This is a genomic window from Pseudomonas tohonis, from assembly GCF_012767755.2.
GTDB lineage: Bacteria > Pseudomonadota > Gammaproteobacteria > Pseudomonadales > Pseudomonadaceae > Metapseudomonas > Metapseudomonas tohonis.
In genome coordinates, this window is the sequence record NZ_AP023189.1 from 3,214,247 (window position 1) to 3,227,733 (window position 13,487).

Annotated in this window: 14 protein-coding genes; 7 read left to right on the top strand and 7 right to left on the bottom strand. The window is 69.0% G+C overall.

What is annotated here, in order from left to right:
* Positions 1 to 31 precede the first annotated feature (31 nt).
* The 6 genes from HSX14_RS14705 to HSX14_RS14730 all read left to right on the top strand — a co-directional run bounded on the left by HSX14_RS14705 (position 32) and on the right by HSX14_RS14730 (position 6,389).
* Entirely contained in the window at positions 32 to 388 is a 357-nt protein-coding gene (locus HSX14_RS14705) for a VOC family protein (protein ID WP_173178714.1), read from the top strand.
* 80 nt (positions 389 to 468) lie between these two features.
* Positions 469 to 1,503 carry an AraC family transcriptional regulator gene (locus HSX14_RS14710; RefSeq protein ID WP_173178713.1) on the top strand — a complete coding sequence of 345 codons (1,035 nt, stop codon included), beginning with the start codon at positions 469 to 471 and terminating at the stop codon, positions 1,501 to 1,503.
* 118 nt (positions 1,504 to 1,621) lie between these two features.
* Positions 1,622 to 3,262 carry an AMP-binding protein gene (locus tag HSX14_RS14715; RefSeq protein WP_173178712.1) on the top strand — a complete coding sequence of 547 codons (1,641 nt, stop codon included), beginning with the start codon at positions 1,622 to 1,624 and terminating at the stop codon, positions 3,260 to 3,262.
* Between the two features lie 16 nt (positions 3,263 to 3,278).
* Positions 3,279 to 4,046 carry a 3-hydroxyacyl-CoA dehydrogenase gene (locus HSX14_RS14720; protein ID WP_173178711.1) on the top strand — a complete coding sequence of 256 codons (768 nt, stop codon included), beginning with the start codon at positions 3,279 to 3,281 and terminating at the stop codon, positions 4,044 to 4,046.
* Positions 4,047 to 4,056: 10 nt separating this feature from the next.
* Positions 4,057 to 5,250 (top strand): acetyl-CoA C-acyltransferase, encoded by a 1,194-nt coding sequence (locus tag HSX14_RS14725; protein ID WP_173178710.1) that lies wholly within the window; start codon positions 4,057 to 4,059, stop codon positions 5,248 to 5,250.
* 11 nt (positions 5,251 to 5,261) lie between these two features.
* A complete protein-coding gene (locus tag HSX14_RS14730) occupies positions 5,262 to 6,389 on the top strand; it encodes an acyl-CoA dehydrogenase family protein (protein ID WP_173178709.1) in 1,128 nt (375 codons plus the stop codon).
* 34 nt (positions 6,390 to 6,423) lie between these two features.
* Here HSX14_RS14730 and HSX14_RS14735 read toward each other — a convergent pair whose 3' ends face one another.
* From HSX14_RS14735 to HSX14_RS14765, 7 genes are all read right to left on the bottom strand, one after another.
* A complete protein-coding gene (locus tag HSX14_RS14735) occupies positions 6,424 to 6,879 on the bottom strand; it encodes a hypothetical protein (protein WP_173178708.1) in 456 nt (151 codons plus the stop codon).
* A gap of 155 nt (positions 6,880 to 7,034) precedes the next feature.
* Positions 7,035 to 8,150, bottom strand: coding sequence for an ATP-binding response regulator (locus tag HSX14_RS14740; protein ID WP_173178707.1), 1,116 nt, complete (start codon positions 8,148 to 8,150; stop codon positions 7,035 to 7,037).
* Positions 8,140 to 9,894, bottom strand: coding sequence for an ATP-binding protein (locus HSX14_RS14745; protein WP_228723596.1), 1,755 nt, complete (start codon positions 9,892 to 9,894; stop codon positions 8,140 to 8,142). The genes HSX14_RS14740 and HSX14_RS14745 overlap by 11 nt, the downstream gene beginning before the upstream one ends.
* A complete protein-coding gene (locus HSX14_RS14750; protein WP_173178705.1) occupies positions 9,884 to 10,867 on the bottom strand; it encodes a SpoIIE family protein phosphatase in 984 nt (327 codons plus the stop codon). The genes HSX14_RS14745 and HSX14_RS14750 overlap by 11 nt, the downstream gene beginning before the upstream one ends.
* Positions 10,864 to 11,262, bottom strand: coding sequence for an anti-sigma regulatory factor (locus tag HSX14_RS14755; RefSeq protein WP_111262925.1), 399 nt, complete (start codon positions 11,260 to 11,262; stop codon positions 10,864 to 10,866). Before HSX14_RS14755 ends, HSX14_RS14750 begins: the two co-directional genes overlap by 4 nt.
* Complete coding sequence (locus HSX14_RS14760) at positions 11,222 to 11,647, bottom strand: STAS domain-containing protein (RefSeq protein ID WP_111262926.1); 426 nt, start codon at positions 11,645 to 11,647, stop codon at positions 11,222 to 11,224. The genes HSX14_RS14755 and HSX14_RS14760 overlap by 41 nt, the downstream gene beginning before the upstream one ends.
* Before the next feature lie 13 nt (positions 11,648 to 11,660).
* Positions 11,661 to 12,497, bottom strand: a complete 837-nt coding sequence (locus HSX14_RS14765; protein WP_173178704.1) for an STAS domain-containing protein — start codon at positions 12,495 to 12,497, stop codon at positions 11,661 to 11,663.
* Positions 12,498 to 12,878: 381 nt separating this feature from the next.
* On the opposite strand from HSX14_RS14765, the gene HSX14_RS14770 reads away from it, so the two are divergent.
* Positions 12,879 to 13,457: a cupin domain-containing protein gene (locus tag HSX14_RS14770; RefSeq protein WP_173178703.1), complete on the top strand. Its 579-nt coding sequence runs from the start codon at positions 12,879 to 12,881 to the stop codon at positions 13,455 to 13,457.
* The last annotated feature ends 30 nt before the right edge of the window (positions 13,458 to 13,487 follow it).

Genomic DNA, 13,487 nt, shown 5'->3' on the forward strand with positions numbered 1-13,487 from the left:
TGCTGCGGTCCCGGACAAGGAGCCCACTGCCATGAACGTGCTACGCCTGGTGGCCAACTTCGCCACCCCCGATCCCGCCGCACTGGCGGACTTCTATCGCCGCCTGTTGGGCCTCGACCTGGTGATGGACCATGGCTGGATCCTCACCCTGGCGTCCCCGGAGGCGGTGCGCATGCGCCCGCAATTGAGCCTGGCCAGCGAAGGCGGCTCGGGTACGCCGGTGCCGGACCTGTCCGTCGAGGTGGACGACGTGGGCGAGGCCCACCGGCGCGCCCTGGCGTTGGCGGCGGAGATCGTCCACCCGCTGACCGACGAGCCCTGGGGCGTGCGGCGCTTCTTCGTGCGCGACCCGGCGGGGCGGGTGCTGAATGTGCTGGAGCATCTTTAGCGGGCCCTGTGAAAGGGGCGGTCGTGCCCACTTCGCCATTCCCCTACAATCGGCCTCCCCATCGCACGCACCCGGGAACCATGACAGGCACCGTCGTCGAGAAAGGCACCATTTCCGTCCAGCTGGTCCGCGAGGCCCTGCTGGAGCTGCGTGCCCGCGGGCTCGACCCGGCGCCCTTGCTGGGGCATGCCGGGATCGCCGCCGAGGCGCTGGAGCGACCTTATGGACGGGTCTCCTCGCAGCAGTACGCGCGCCTCTGGCTGCGCCTGGCCGAATGCATGGACGATGAATTCTTCGGCATGAACCCCAGGCGCATGAAGTCCGGCAGCTTCGCCTTCATGGCCCGCGCGGCGTTGAAGGAGCCCAGCCTGGGGGCGGCGCTGGAGGGCGTGCTCGGCTTCCTCGACCTGGTGTTCGACGGCCTCTCGCCGCGCCTGGTGCGCCAGGGCGGGATGGCGGAGATCGTGCTGGAGGAGGAGCCGGGCGAGGCCCAGCGCGCCTTCGCCTACTTCACCCTGTGGATGATCGTCCACGGCCTGGCCTGCTGGCTGGCCGGGCGGCGCATCCCCATCCTCGCCATCGACCTGCGTTGCCCGGCGCCCGAGTACATCGAGGACTACCGGGTGATGTTCAGCGACAACCTGCGCTTCGCCCGGCCGCGCACGCGCCTGCTGTTCAACGCCGATTGCCTGGAGTTGCCGGTGCGCCGCAGCGAGCGCGAGCTCAAGCGCTTCCTCGGTGGCGCACCGGCCAACATCCTGGTGCGCTACCGCGACCCGCAGAGCCTGGCGGCCCGCATCCGCGCCTACCTGCGCAGCCTGCGCCCCGAGCGCTGGCCGGACCTGGAGGCGCTGTCCAGCCACTTCTTCATGGCGCCCTCGACCCTGCGCCGCAAGCTGGCGCTGGAGGACCAGTCCTACCAGGCGCTCAAGGACCAGGTGCGCCGCGACCTGGCCCTCGCCAGGCTGCACAGCGGCGAGGGCAACTTCGCCGAACTGGCCTTCGAGCTGGGCTTCGCCGATGCCAGCGCCTTCTACAAGGCGTTCCGCAAATGGACCGGCACCACGCCGGGGCAATACCGCGAGCTGATGCACCCGGGCCCGCCGCCGACCTGAGCTGGCCAGTGGCCGTTGTCAAAAATGCTCGCCGAGGTTGGCGCCATTCGACATTGCCGGCGAGCCAGGCCGGTCCGAAGATTCCGCCCACTACAAGAACAATGCGGAGTCACCGTCCATGCGCGACTACCACGAGGCTGCACGCCGGTTCGACCTGGCCGAGGCGTTCGCCACCACCCTGGCGGGCACGCCGGAGGCCCTCAACGCCTGTATCGAATGCTGTGACCGCCACGCCGACGCGGAGCGCGTCGCGCTGGTCTGGGAAGGCCGCGACGGCCGCCGCGAGGACTGGACCTTCGCCCGCCTGAAGGAAGCCAGCGCCCGGTTCGCCCACCATCTGCGCGAACTGGGCATCGGCCCGGGGGATTGCGTTTCCGGCCTGCTGCCGCGCACTCCGGAGCTGCTGGTCACCATCCTCGGCACTTGGCGCGCCGGGGCCGTCTACCAGCCGCTGTTCACCGCCTTCGGGCCCAAGGCCATCGAGCACCGCCTGCAGTGCGGCCAGTCGCGCCTGGTGGTGGTGGACACCGCCAACCGCGCCAAGCTGGACGAGGTGGCGCAGGTGCCGGCGATCCTCACCGTCGGTGCCACGGGCGCCGCCGGCTGCGCCTTCTGGAGGGCGCTCGAACGCCAGGACCGTGACTTCGAACCGGTCATGCGGCGTGCCGACGACCCCTTCCTGCTGATGTGCACCTCCGGTACCACCGGGCTGCCCAAGGCCCTGCAGGTGCCGCTGCGGGCCATCCTCGCCTTCGTCGGCTACATGCGCGACGCGGTGGGCCTGCGCGAGGACGACCGCTTCTGGAACCTGGCCGACCCGGGCTGGGCCTATGGCCTCTACTACGCCGTGACCGGGCCGCTGGCCATGGGCCACGCCACCACCTTCTTCGAGGGTGGCTTCAGCGTCGAGAGCACCTGCCGGATCATCCGCGAGCTGGGCATCACCAACCTGGCCGGCTCGCCCACCGCCTTCCGCCTGCTGCTGGCGGCGAAGGAGCAGGTGGAGCCGCAACTCAAGGGCCGGCTGCGCGCGGTGAGCAGTGCCGGCGAGCCGTTGACGCCCGAGGTGATCCGCTGGTTCGCCGACGGCCTGGGCGCCACCATCCACGACCATTACGGCCAGACCGAAATGGGCATGGTGCTGTGCAATCACCACGAGCTGGCGCACCCGGTGCGCATCGGCGCCGCCGGTTTCGCCGTGCCCGGGCATCGCGTGGTGGTGCTCGACGAGGCCCAGCGCGAACTGCCGGCGGGGCAGCCGGGCATCCTCGCCATTGACCGCGCCCGCTCGCCGCTGTTCTGGTTCCCCGGCTACCTGGGCACCGCCACCCGGGCCTTCGTCGGCGACTATTACCTGAGCGGCGACACCGTGGAACTGAATGCCGACGGCAGCATCGCCTTCGTCGGCCGCTCGGATGACGTGATCACCACCTCCGGCTACCGGGTCGGCCCCTTTGACGTGGAAAGCGCGCTGATCGAGCACCCCGCGGTGGTCGAGGCGGCGGTGATCGGCAAGCCGTGCCCGGAGCGCACCGAGCTGGTCAAGGCCTTCGTGGTGCTCAAGCCCGGCCACGCCGGGGACGCCTCCCTGGCCGAGGCGCTGCAACAACACGTGCGCAAGCGGCTGTCCGCCCATGCCTACCCGCGCGAGATCGAGTTCGTCGCGGAACTGCCCAAGACACCCAGCGGCAAGATCCAGCGCTTCCTCCTGCGCAACCAGGAAGTCGCCAGCGCCCAGGCGCGTGCCGCCCACCCATGACCCAGGAGCCACCGACGTGCGTATAGAGAACAAGACCTTCCTGATCACCGGCGGCGGCTCCGGCCTCGGCCTGGCCACCGCCCGCGCTTTGCTGGCACAGGGCGCCCGGGCGCTGCTGGTGGACATCAATGCCGAGGCCGGCGCCGCCCGCGCGGCCGAGCTGGGTGACAACGCCCGCTTCCAGCGTGCCGACATCACGCGCGAAGACGAGGCCCAGGCCGCCGTCGAGGCCGCCGTCGAGGCCTTCGGCGCGGTGCACGGGCTCATCAACTGCGCCGGCATCGCCCCCGCCGAGAAGGTGCTGGGGCGCAAGGGCGTGCACGGCCTGGACAGCTTCCGCCGGGTGGTGGAGGTCAACCTGATCGGCAGCTTCAACATGCTGCGCCTGGTGGCCGAGGCCATGGCCGGCAACGAGCCGGGCGAGGAGGGCGAGCGGGGTGTGCTGATCAACACCGCCTCGGTGGCGGCCTTCGACGGGCAGATGGGCCAGGCCGCCTATTCCGCGTCCAAGGGCGGCGTCGCCGCCATGACCCTGCCGCTGGCGCGGGACCTGGCGCGCTCGGGCATCCGCGTGATGTGCATCGCCCCCGGCATCTTCGAGACGCCGATGATGGCCGGCATGCCCCAGGAGGTGCGCGATTCCCTGGCCGCCGACGTGCCGTTCCCGCCGCGCCTCGGGCGCCCGGACGAATACGCCGCGCTGGTGGCGCACATCATCGGCAACACCATGCTCAACGGCGAGGTCATCCGCCTGGATGGCGCGCTGCGCATGGCCGCGAAATAAGGAGAACCGCATGAACGCGAAGATCGACCCCATCGTCATCGTCGGTGCCGCACGCACGCCCATGGGCGGCTTCCTGGGTGACCTGCGCGAGATGAGCGCCGCCGAGCTGGGCGCCGCTGCCATCGCCGCCACCCTGGCGCGTGCCGGCGTGGCCGCCGACGCGGTGGACGAGGTGCTGATGGGCTGCGTGCTGCAGGCCGGCCAGGGCCAGGCGCCGGCGCGCCAGGCGGCGCTCGGCGCCGGGCTGCCCCAGGGCGTGGTGTGCTCGACGGTGAACAAGATGTGCGGCTCGGGCATGAAGGCGGCGATGCTCGGCCACGACCTGCTGGCCGCCGGCAGTGCCGACGTGGTGGTCGCGGGCGGCATGGAGAGCATGTCCAACGCGCCCTACCTGCTGGAGCGCGCGCGCTCCGGCTACCGCATGGGCCACGGCAAGGTGCTCGACCACATGTTCCTCGACGGCCTGGAGGATGCCTACGACAAAGGCCGCCTGATGGGCACCTTCGCCGAGGACTGCGCCCAGGCCTACGGCTTCACCCGCGAGCAGCAGGACGCCTTCGCCATCGCGTCCCTGACCCGTGCGCAGAAGGCCCTGGCCGAAGGCCGCTTCGCCGCCGAGACGGTGGCGGTGCAGGCCCGGTCGGGCCGCGAGGTGCGCGAGGTCGCGGGCGACGAGCAGCCGCCGAAGGCGCGCCTGGACAAGATCCCCACCCTGAAGCCGGCGTTCCGCGAGGGGGGCAGCGTCACCGCCGCCAATTCCAGCTCCATTTCCGATGGCGCCGCGGCCCTGCTGCTGATGCGCCTGTCCGAGGCCCAGAAGCGCGGTCTCACGCCCCTGGCGCGCATCGTCGGGCACGCGTCCTTCGCCCAGGCCCCCGGGCTGTTCACCACCGCGCCGGTGGGCTCCATCCAGCGCCTCCTGGCACGCACCGGCTGGAGCCTGGAGCAGGTGGACCTGTTCGAGATCAACGAGGCCTTCGCCGTGGTGCCGATGGTGGCCATGCGCGACCTGGGCATCCCCCACGAGCGGCTCAACGTGCACGGCGGCGCCTGCGCCCTCGGCCACCCCATCGGTGCGTCCGGTGCGCGGGTGCTGGTGACCCTGCTCGGCGCCCTCGGCCAGTACGGCTACAAGCGCGGCATCGCGTCGGTGTGCATCGGCGGCGGCGAAGCCACGGCCGTGGCCATCGAGCGCATGGACTGAAGGAGAGAACGATGATCCCGTCCGAACAAGACCTGCAGATACGCGACGTCGCCCGCCAGTTCGCCCAGGAGCGGCTGAAGCCCTTCGCCGCCGACTGGGACCGTGAGCACCGCTTCCCCGTCGAAGCCCTGCGCGAAATGGCCCAGCTGGGCTTCCTCGGCATGCTGGTGCCGGAGGAGTGGGGCGGCGCGGCCACCGGGCACCTGGCCTACGCCATGGCCCTGGAGGAGATCGCCGCCGGCGATGGCGCCTGCTCTACCATCATGAGCGTGCACAACTCGGTGGGCTGCATGCCGATCCTCAAGTTCGGCGACGAGGAGCAGAAGCGCCGCTTCCTGCGCCCGCTGGCGGAAGGCTCGATGATCGGCGCCTTCGCCCTCACCGAGCCCCAGGCCGGCTCGGATGCCAGCGACCTGCGCACCCGCGCGCGCCGCGACGGCGACCACTACGTGCTGGACGGCGCCAAGCAGTTCATCACCTCGGGCAGCCATGCGGGGATGGTGATCGTCTTCGCGGTGACCGACCCGGCCGCCGGCAAGAAGGGCATCAGCGCGTTCATCGTCCCCACCGACACCCCGGGCTACCAGGTGCTGCGGGTGGAGGAGAAGCTCGGCCAGCATGCGTCCGACACCTGCCAGATCCAGCTCGACGGGGTGCGCATCCCCGCCTCGCTGCGCCTGGGCGCGGAGGGCGAGGGCTATCGCATCGCCCTGTCCAACCTGGAGGGCGGGCGCATCGGCATCGCCGCGCAGTCGGTGGGCATGGCCCGCGCGGCCTTCGAGGCGGCGCGGGACTACAGCCATGAGCGCCGCACCTTCGGCAAGCCGATCATCGAGCACCAGGCGGTGGCCTTCCGCCTGGCGGACATGGCGACGCAGACCGCCGTGGCGCGGCAGATGGTGCATCACGCCGCCGCCCTTCGGGAGGCGGGGCTGCCCTGCCTGACCGAGGCCTCCATGGCCAAGCTGTTCGCCTCGGAAATGGCGGAGAAGGTCTGCTCTGCCGCGATCCAGACGCTGGGCGGCTACGGCTACCTGAAGGACTTCCCGGTGGAGCGCATCTACCGCGACGTGCGCGTGTGCCAGATCTACGAAGGCACCAGCGACGTGCAGCGCGTGGTCATCGCGCGGAGCCTGTAGGGGAGGGTGGGAGGCCGTCGCGGCCTCCCGGAGGTCAGCGGTAGGTGGCGCGGGTCTCGGCGCTGCCGAGCGGCGCCTTGCGCGGCGGCTCGTCGCCCTCCCGGGCGCGGCCGAACATCAGGTAGGCATCCAGCAGCAGCGCTTCGAGGCCGGACAGCAGTTGCTCCTGGTACTGCGCGCGTTCGCCGGCGGTGTCGGGGTCATGCTCGTCGAGCGTTTCGCGAATGCGCTGGACCAGGTGGGTGGCCTGCACCAGGCGGTAGTCGCCCAGGGCCTGGCAGGCCTGCGCCGGGGAGTCGGGGCGGATGTCGAGGATCTCCTCGGGAAAATGCTCGAGCGTGGGGAACTTCAACGAATCTTCCATGGGTGGGGTCTCCTGGCTGCGCGCCTGGTCCAGGCGCCGAAGGGGGCTGTCGGGCAGCTCTGGCGCGCGGGAATCGCGCATGAGCACGTCGAAGTGCGGTCGGGGGAAATGGCGGGCATCAGGCATGGCAAGGTCCTCGCGGCGGTTGTGCTGCCCCGGCGGGGCATGCCGTCTGGACTCTAGCGAGCGGTTTTGTAAGGGCTCAAGAATGATGGGAAGTAGGAGCGGTCCCCATCACCTGTGTGAAAGCTGGCAGGCCCGCCTTGCGCGGGCCGTGCCCGTCAGGGCGTGGCCACCAGGGCGGCCGGCAGGCTCAGGTGGACTTCGGCGCGCCCCTCTTGGTTGGCGAACGCCACGCTGCCGCCGTAGCTCTCGCAGAGCGCCTTGACGATGGGCAGGCCCAGGTCCCAGCTCTTGGTGTCGCTCCGGGTGGAGATGAAGTAGGGCGTGGCGAGGTTGGCCAGCACCTCTTCGGGGAAGGCGCCACGGTTGCTGACGCAGAGCAGCACCCTGTCGTTCTCCACGCGCTGCGACACCTCGATGGTGGTGCCCGCCTCGCCGTGCTTGGCGGCATTGAGCACCAGGTTGTCGAAGATGCGCAGGAAGGCCAGCTTGTCCCAGAACACCAGCTGGCCCGCGCCCTCGGCGTCGAGGGTGAGCGGGTTCTCCACCTGCAGGCGCAGGTTGGCCACGGCTTCCTCCAGCAGGGGGGCCAGGGGCATCTGCTCGCCGATCAGGCGAATGCCGCCGCCCATGCTGACGTGGGAGATGTCGAGGATGTTGGCGACCATCTTGTCGATGCGGCGCAGGTTCTCCTCCAGCAGGGTGATCATCTCCTCGGTGCGTCGTGCCGGGTTCTTCTGCATAAGCCCGGCGACCATGACGGCGGCGGCCAGGGGCGAGCGCAGGTCATGGCTGAAGGAGCGCATGAAGCGTTCGAGCATGATCTTCTCGGCGCGCAGGTTCTCACTTTGCGCCTCGGCCACCTCGCGCTGCTTCTCGACGTCTTCGAGCTTGCTGTCCGATCTCATCAGGCTGGAGATGGTCGCCAGCATCTCGTCGGGGTTGATCGGGTGGGTGAGGTAGGCGCGGGCACCGGTGTTCAGCCCCATCGCCTTGTCCTTGCCGCTCATGAAGGTGGCGGAGATGTTGATGATCGCCGGCAGCTTGTCGTGGCCAAGGCGCTGCTCGGCCTTCTGGATCAGTTCGAAGCCGCTCATGTCCGGCAGGTTGATGTCGAGGATCACCAGGTCCACGCCGCTTTCCAGACGCGCCAGGCCGTCGCCGCCATTGGCGGCCTCCAGCACCTCGTAGCCGGGTTCGCTGGCGAGGATCTTGCGCAGGACGTAGCGGTTGGCATCCATGTCGTCGATGATCAGGATCCGTCTATTTCGCATCGTGGTATCTCCCCGCCAGGCGCTGCACCTGGTGCAGCAGGGTTTCGGCATGGTTGGGTTGGGACTTGTCGAGGATCGCCTGGCACCGGCTGCCGAGGCGCGCGCGTTCGCCGTCGTCCATCTGCTTGGCGGTGTTGACCAGCACCCGGGCGTGCATGCTCCAGTCCATGCTTTCCAGCAGGTCCTCGCCGGAGATGTCGGGCAGGTCGAGGTCGAGGATGATGATGTCCGGGCGCACCGCGTGCAGCTTGTCGATGCTGGCGCTGGCGCAGTCCGCCTCGATGATCACCGGCTCGAAGGGTTGCAGCAGGTGGTTGATCAGGTAGCGGTCCGCCGCGCTGTCGTCGATCACCAGGATGGTGGTGCCGGCGAGGCTGACCAGCGCCGGTTGCCGCTGGTTGTACTCGCGCGCCACCTGGACGTGGAAGCGGCTGCCACGCCCGGGTTCGCTGTTGAGGCTGATATCGCCCTTGAGCAGGTTGGCCAGGCGCAAGGCCAGCGGCAGGCCCAGGCCGTTGCCGTGGACCTGCACCCCAGGCGCGCGGATGCGGGCGAACTCCTCGAAGATGCGCGCCTGGTTCTCCACGGAGATGCCGACGCCGGTGTCCTCCACGACGAACTCCAGGTTGTGCTCGTCCGGCTGGAAGCAGCGCACGCTGACGCTGCCTTCGCGGGTGTACTTGAAGGCGTTGGTGATCAGGTTGCGCAGTATCTGGAACAGGCGGTTTCGGTCCGTCTCCAGGGGCAGGTCGAAGGCCGGTTCGTGAATCGTCCAGCCCAGGTGCGGGTAGCGCATGGCCAGGGCCCCGGTGAACTGGCGCAGCTGTTCGAGGAACTCGCTGAGCTCGAAGCGTTCGGGAAGCACTTCCATGCGCCCGGACTCGGCTTCCGCGAGGTCCAGCAGTTCGTTGACCAGCCCGGAGAGATCGGCCGCCGCATCGGCGATGAAGCGCACCTGCTTGTTCTGCTCGGCGTTGAGCACCCCGTCGACACCGCTGAGCAGCAGCTTGGAGATGTTCTCGATGATGTTGATCGGGGTGCGGAACTCGTGGGTCATGTTGGAGAAGAAGCGGCTGCGCGCCTCGCTGGCGTCCTTGAGCTCCGAGGACGCCTTCTCCAGCTCCGAGTAGAGCGCCACCACGCCCTTGTTGGTGTTCTCCAGTTCCTGGTTGGTGGCTTCGAGTTCCTGCTGCTTGCTCTGCAGCTCGGCGCTGGTGAGCAGCAGTTCGGAGCCTCGTACCTGCAGTTCCACGTAAGGGTCGGCGGCCCCTTCGCTCTGCAGCTGGCGGCGGATCTGCTGGATCGACTGCTCGCTGGGCAGCGGGCGCGGCGGATAGACCGCCTTGCAGGCGCTGATGCGGGTGCCCCGGGAGCCGGTGTCGATCTCGAACTCGTCCATCAGCCGCTGTGCGCCACGCAGGCCGACGCCCATGCCGGTGGGCGAGACGTAGCTGCCATCGAGGATCTGCGCGATCTCGGCGATGCCGCTGCCCTGGTCCACGGCATCGAAGCAGATGCCGGTGACCAGGCCGCGTGCGTCGCAGCGCAGGTCGAAGTGGAAGACGCCGCTGCCGGCGTACTGGTAGACGTTGCGGGCGAGCTCCGAGACCGAGGTGGCCAGGCGGATCTGTTCCAGGGGCGAGAGGCCGAGCCAGGCGGCGATCTGCTTGGCGCCCTGGCGGCAGCTGACCACGTCGATTTCCTCGAGGATGCTGATGCTGGTGATGCGGCGCTTAGTGCTCACGCTTGACCACCACCACGGTTGCATCGTCGTTGAGCCGCCGGTGGTCGCGGTGGATGAGCGCGGCGATCACGCCAGGGTGGCGTGCGCGCAGGCCTGGATAGGCGTTGTAGTCGATCTTCGTGCTGATGCCGTCCGAGGCCAGGATCATGATTGAACTGTCGTCCCAGGGATAACTGAATGTATGGATACGACCGATGCGGTATCCGACCGTTCCATTGCTCGACACCATGCTGCGGCCCTTGTCGGTCAGCAGGGTGCCGGCGATGTTGCCGATGCCGCAGAACTGCACCTGGCGCTGCTCCGGCTGCACCTCGGCGATGGCCGCCGCGCCGCCGCGGGTCGACATCAGGGCGCGGTGCAACTGCTCCATCAGCGCCTGCAGGGGCAGTTGCGGGTTGTGTTCGAGGAAGACCTGGCGGGCCTTCTGGCTGGCCACGTTCGCGGCGTGGCCATGGCCGAGGCCGTCGCACACCAGCACGCGGTTGCCGCGGATCGCCCAGGCGTCCCCGCCGATGTGCTCGCCGGGGTAGGGCGTGCACACGGCGCCCGCCACCAGGCCGTTGCCGGGCGGGGGCGGGGCGAGGTGGAAGCGCGCCTGTACCACGCTGCCCATCCCGGGCTGGGAGAACAGGTCGAAGCCGTCGGACATGCGCTGGATGGCGCCGAGCCCGGCGCCCATGGTGCCGGTGGTGGAGTAGTTGTCGCTCAGGCACTGGGCGACGTTGCCCATGCCCGGCCCACGGTCCACCGCGATGACGTCCAGGCGCTGGTCGCCGCAACTGAGCAGCAGCTCGCCGCCCCCGGCATGGATCACCAGGTTGCGGCCCATCTCCTGCACCACCACCGTGAGGCGGCCGAGCAGGTTCTCGTCCGCGCTGCGCTGGCTGGCATGGCGGATGATGCTGCGCCTGGCCGCGTCCACATGGGCCAGGTCGGTGACGGTCAGCACCAGGTGGCAGCGTTCGACGTTCACTTCCACTTCCACAGCTCCACCCGGGTGCCCTGGCCTGGCTGGCTATCGATGGCGAACTGGTCCACCAGGCGGCGTGCGCCGCTGAGGCCCAGCCCGAGGCCGCCGCCCGAGGTGTAGCCGTCCACCATGGCGCGCTCAAGGTCGGCGATGCCGGGCCCCTGGTCGCTGATGCACAGGCGTACCGCCGCGCGGCCGTCGCGCAGGCAGCTCTCGATGACGCATTCACCGCCGCCGCCGTAGATCAGGGCGTTACGGGCGATCTCGCTGGCCGCCGTCACCACCTTGGTCTGCGAGACCAGGCCGAGCCTGGCTTCCTCGGCCGCTTTGCGCACGCGCTGGCGAATGACGACGATGTCAGTCTCCTGCTTCAGCGGAAGCGTCTCTGTCTTCGTCACGCTCGTGCTCCAGGGTCAGGTCATCGTCGGCGACTGTGCTTTCCAGCCAGCGCATGCCTTTCTCGACGTTGAGGGCGGTCGCGATGCCCTCCAGCGAGAGCCCCAGCTCCACCAGGGTAATGGCCACGGCAGGCTGCATGCCGACGACTATGACCTTGGCGTCGAGGATGCGGGAGACGTTGGCGATGTGGGAGAGCATGCGGCCGATGAAGGAGTCGACGATCTCCAGGGAGGAGATGTCGATCAGCACGCCCTTGGCCTTGTGCCGCACGATCTGCTCGGTGAGGTCTTCCTGAAGGTCCAGGGCGAGCTGGTCGTGCATGTCCACCTGGATGGTCAGCAGCAGGTACTTGCCCATCTTCAGGATCGGGATTCTGTCCACCATCTGTGCGATCTCCTCAGCGTGCGCTGCTGACCAGGCGGACGTTCAGTTCCTTGAGCGCGAGCTGGAAGGCGTCGGCCAGGGATGCCTTGGTCAGCACGTCGCCCAGCTCCACGCCCAGGTGGACGATGGTGGCGGCGATCTGCGGGCGGATGCCGCTGATGATGCACTTGGCGCCCATCAGCTTGGCGGCGGTGATGGTCTTGAGCAGGTGCTGGGCGACCATGGTGTCCACGGTCGGGACGCCGGTGATGTCGATGATGGCGATGTCGGATTCGGTCTCGACGATCTTCTGCAGCAGCGCCTCCATCACGATCTGGGTGCGGTTGCTGTCCAGCGAGCCGATCAGCGGAATGGCCAGCACGCCCTTCCACAGTTGCACCACCGGGGTGGACAGTTCCAGCATGCTTTCCTGCTGCTCGCGGATCACCGTCTCGCGGCCGGCCACATAGGCCTGCATGCTGTAGAGGCCGAGCTTGTCGATCAGGCGGCTGGCCGACCAGACCAGCTCGACGACGTTGTCGTTGCCGCCCTGGATCAGCTGGAACAGCGGCTCCTTGAGGGACAGCACGAAGGTGGCCGTCTCGATCGGGGTGAAGCCCTGGCGGCTCTGGGCCACGGACAGGCGTTCGAGCAGGGTGCGGGCGTTCTTCCAGGCCGGCGCGTTGAAGTCCTCGCCACCTTCGGTGATGCCCGCCACCAGGGCGCGGAGCAGCTCGCGGGAGTTCTCCTGCACGGTGCGGTCGTCGATCAGGTCGCTACGGATACCGGCGCCGCGTTGGGCGGCCATCCAGTCTTCGAGGATGGTCTTTTCGTTTTGCTTGAGCAGATCGGCTAGAACGGCGGTGGACATTGTTATCTCCCTGTCGGATGGCTCGTTGAAGAGCGGTTTGGTTTTCGACCACGAAAAAGTGCCCAACACTAGCGAGGCGCACGGGTAAACGGAGCACGAAGCGGCGGAGTCTACTGGCGTTTCGTGCCTCCGTCGCGCACAGCCGCAACGGGCTTCGGCAATAGGAACGCAGCGGCACCATTTGGTGCGACAAGAAGTTGGATGAAGCGTGCTGCAGCCCACGATTCCGGGCGCTTCATCAAGGCGATTCGCAGGGCTGCCCCGCTCGTGCGCGACCGGCGGGACGCCCCGTTGAACGTGACCGCCCGGTCGTTTCGGGGGAACCACCGGCGTCGACGGTGTTTCCAACGTTCGGATAGCACCGAGTCGGAGGACCGAGAGATGCCAGCCAGCCTGACCCGCTTCGCCACCGAGCCTGCACGCCGCGCCTACGTTGCCGCCCGGGTGGGACACGCCGAGCCCGAGCTGCTGTTCTTCGAGGGCGATGGACGCACGCCCAACAGCCGCTTTCCCGTACTGCTCTATCGCGCCGCGCTGCCGGGGCAGGTGGACCGTGCCGAAGCCTTCGAGAAACGCTTCGCCGCCCATCGCTGGGTACCTCTGTGGCGCGACGGGGTGTTCGACTACCACCACTATCACGCCAGTGCCCACGAGGCCCTGGGTGTCGCCGCCGGCAGCGCCCGGCTGATGCTCGGTGGCGAGAACGGACGGGAAATCACCGTGCGCGCCGGGGACGTGCTGGTGTTGCCGGCAGGCACCGGGCACTGCTGCCTGGAGGCCAGCGAGGACTTCCTGGTGGTGGGGGCCTATCCGCGCGGGCAGGAGGCCTATGACATCCAGCGCGCGGGCACCGATCGCTATCTGGCCTCGGTGCGCCGCATCGCCCAGGTGCCGACGCCGGTGGCCGACCCGCTGAGCGGACGCGACGGCGCGCTGTCCCGGGCCTGGCGCGCCGCCTGAGCACGCGCGGGCTCTTTACTCGGCAGGTAC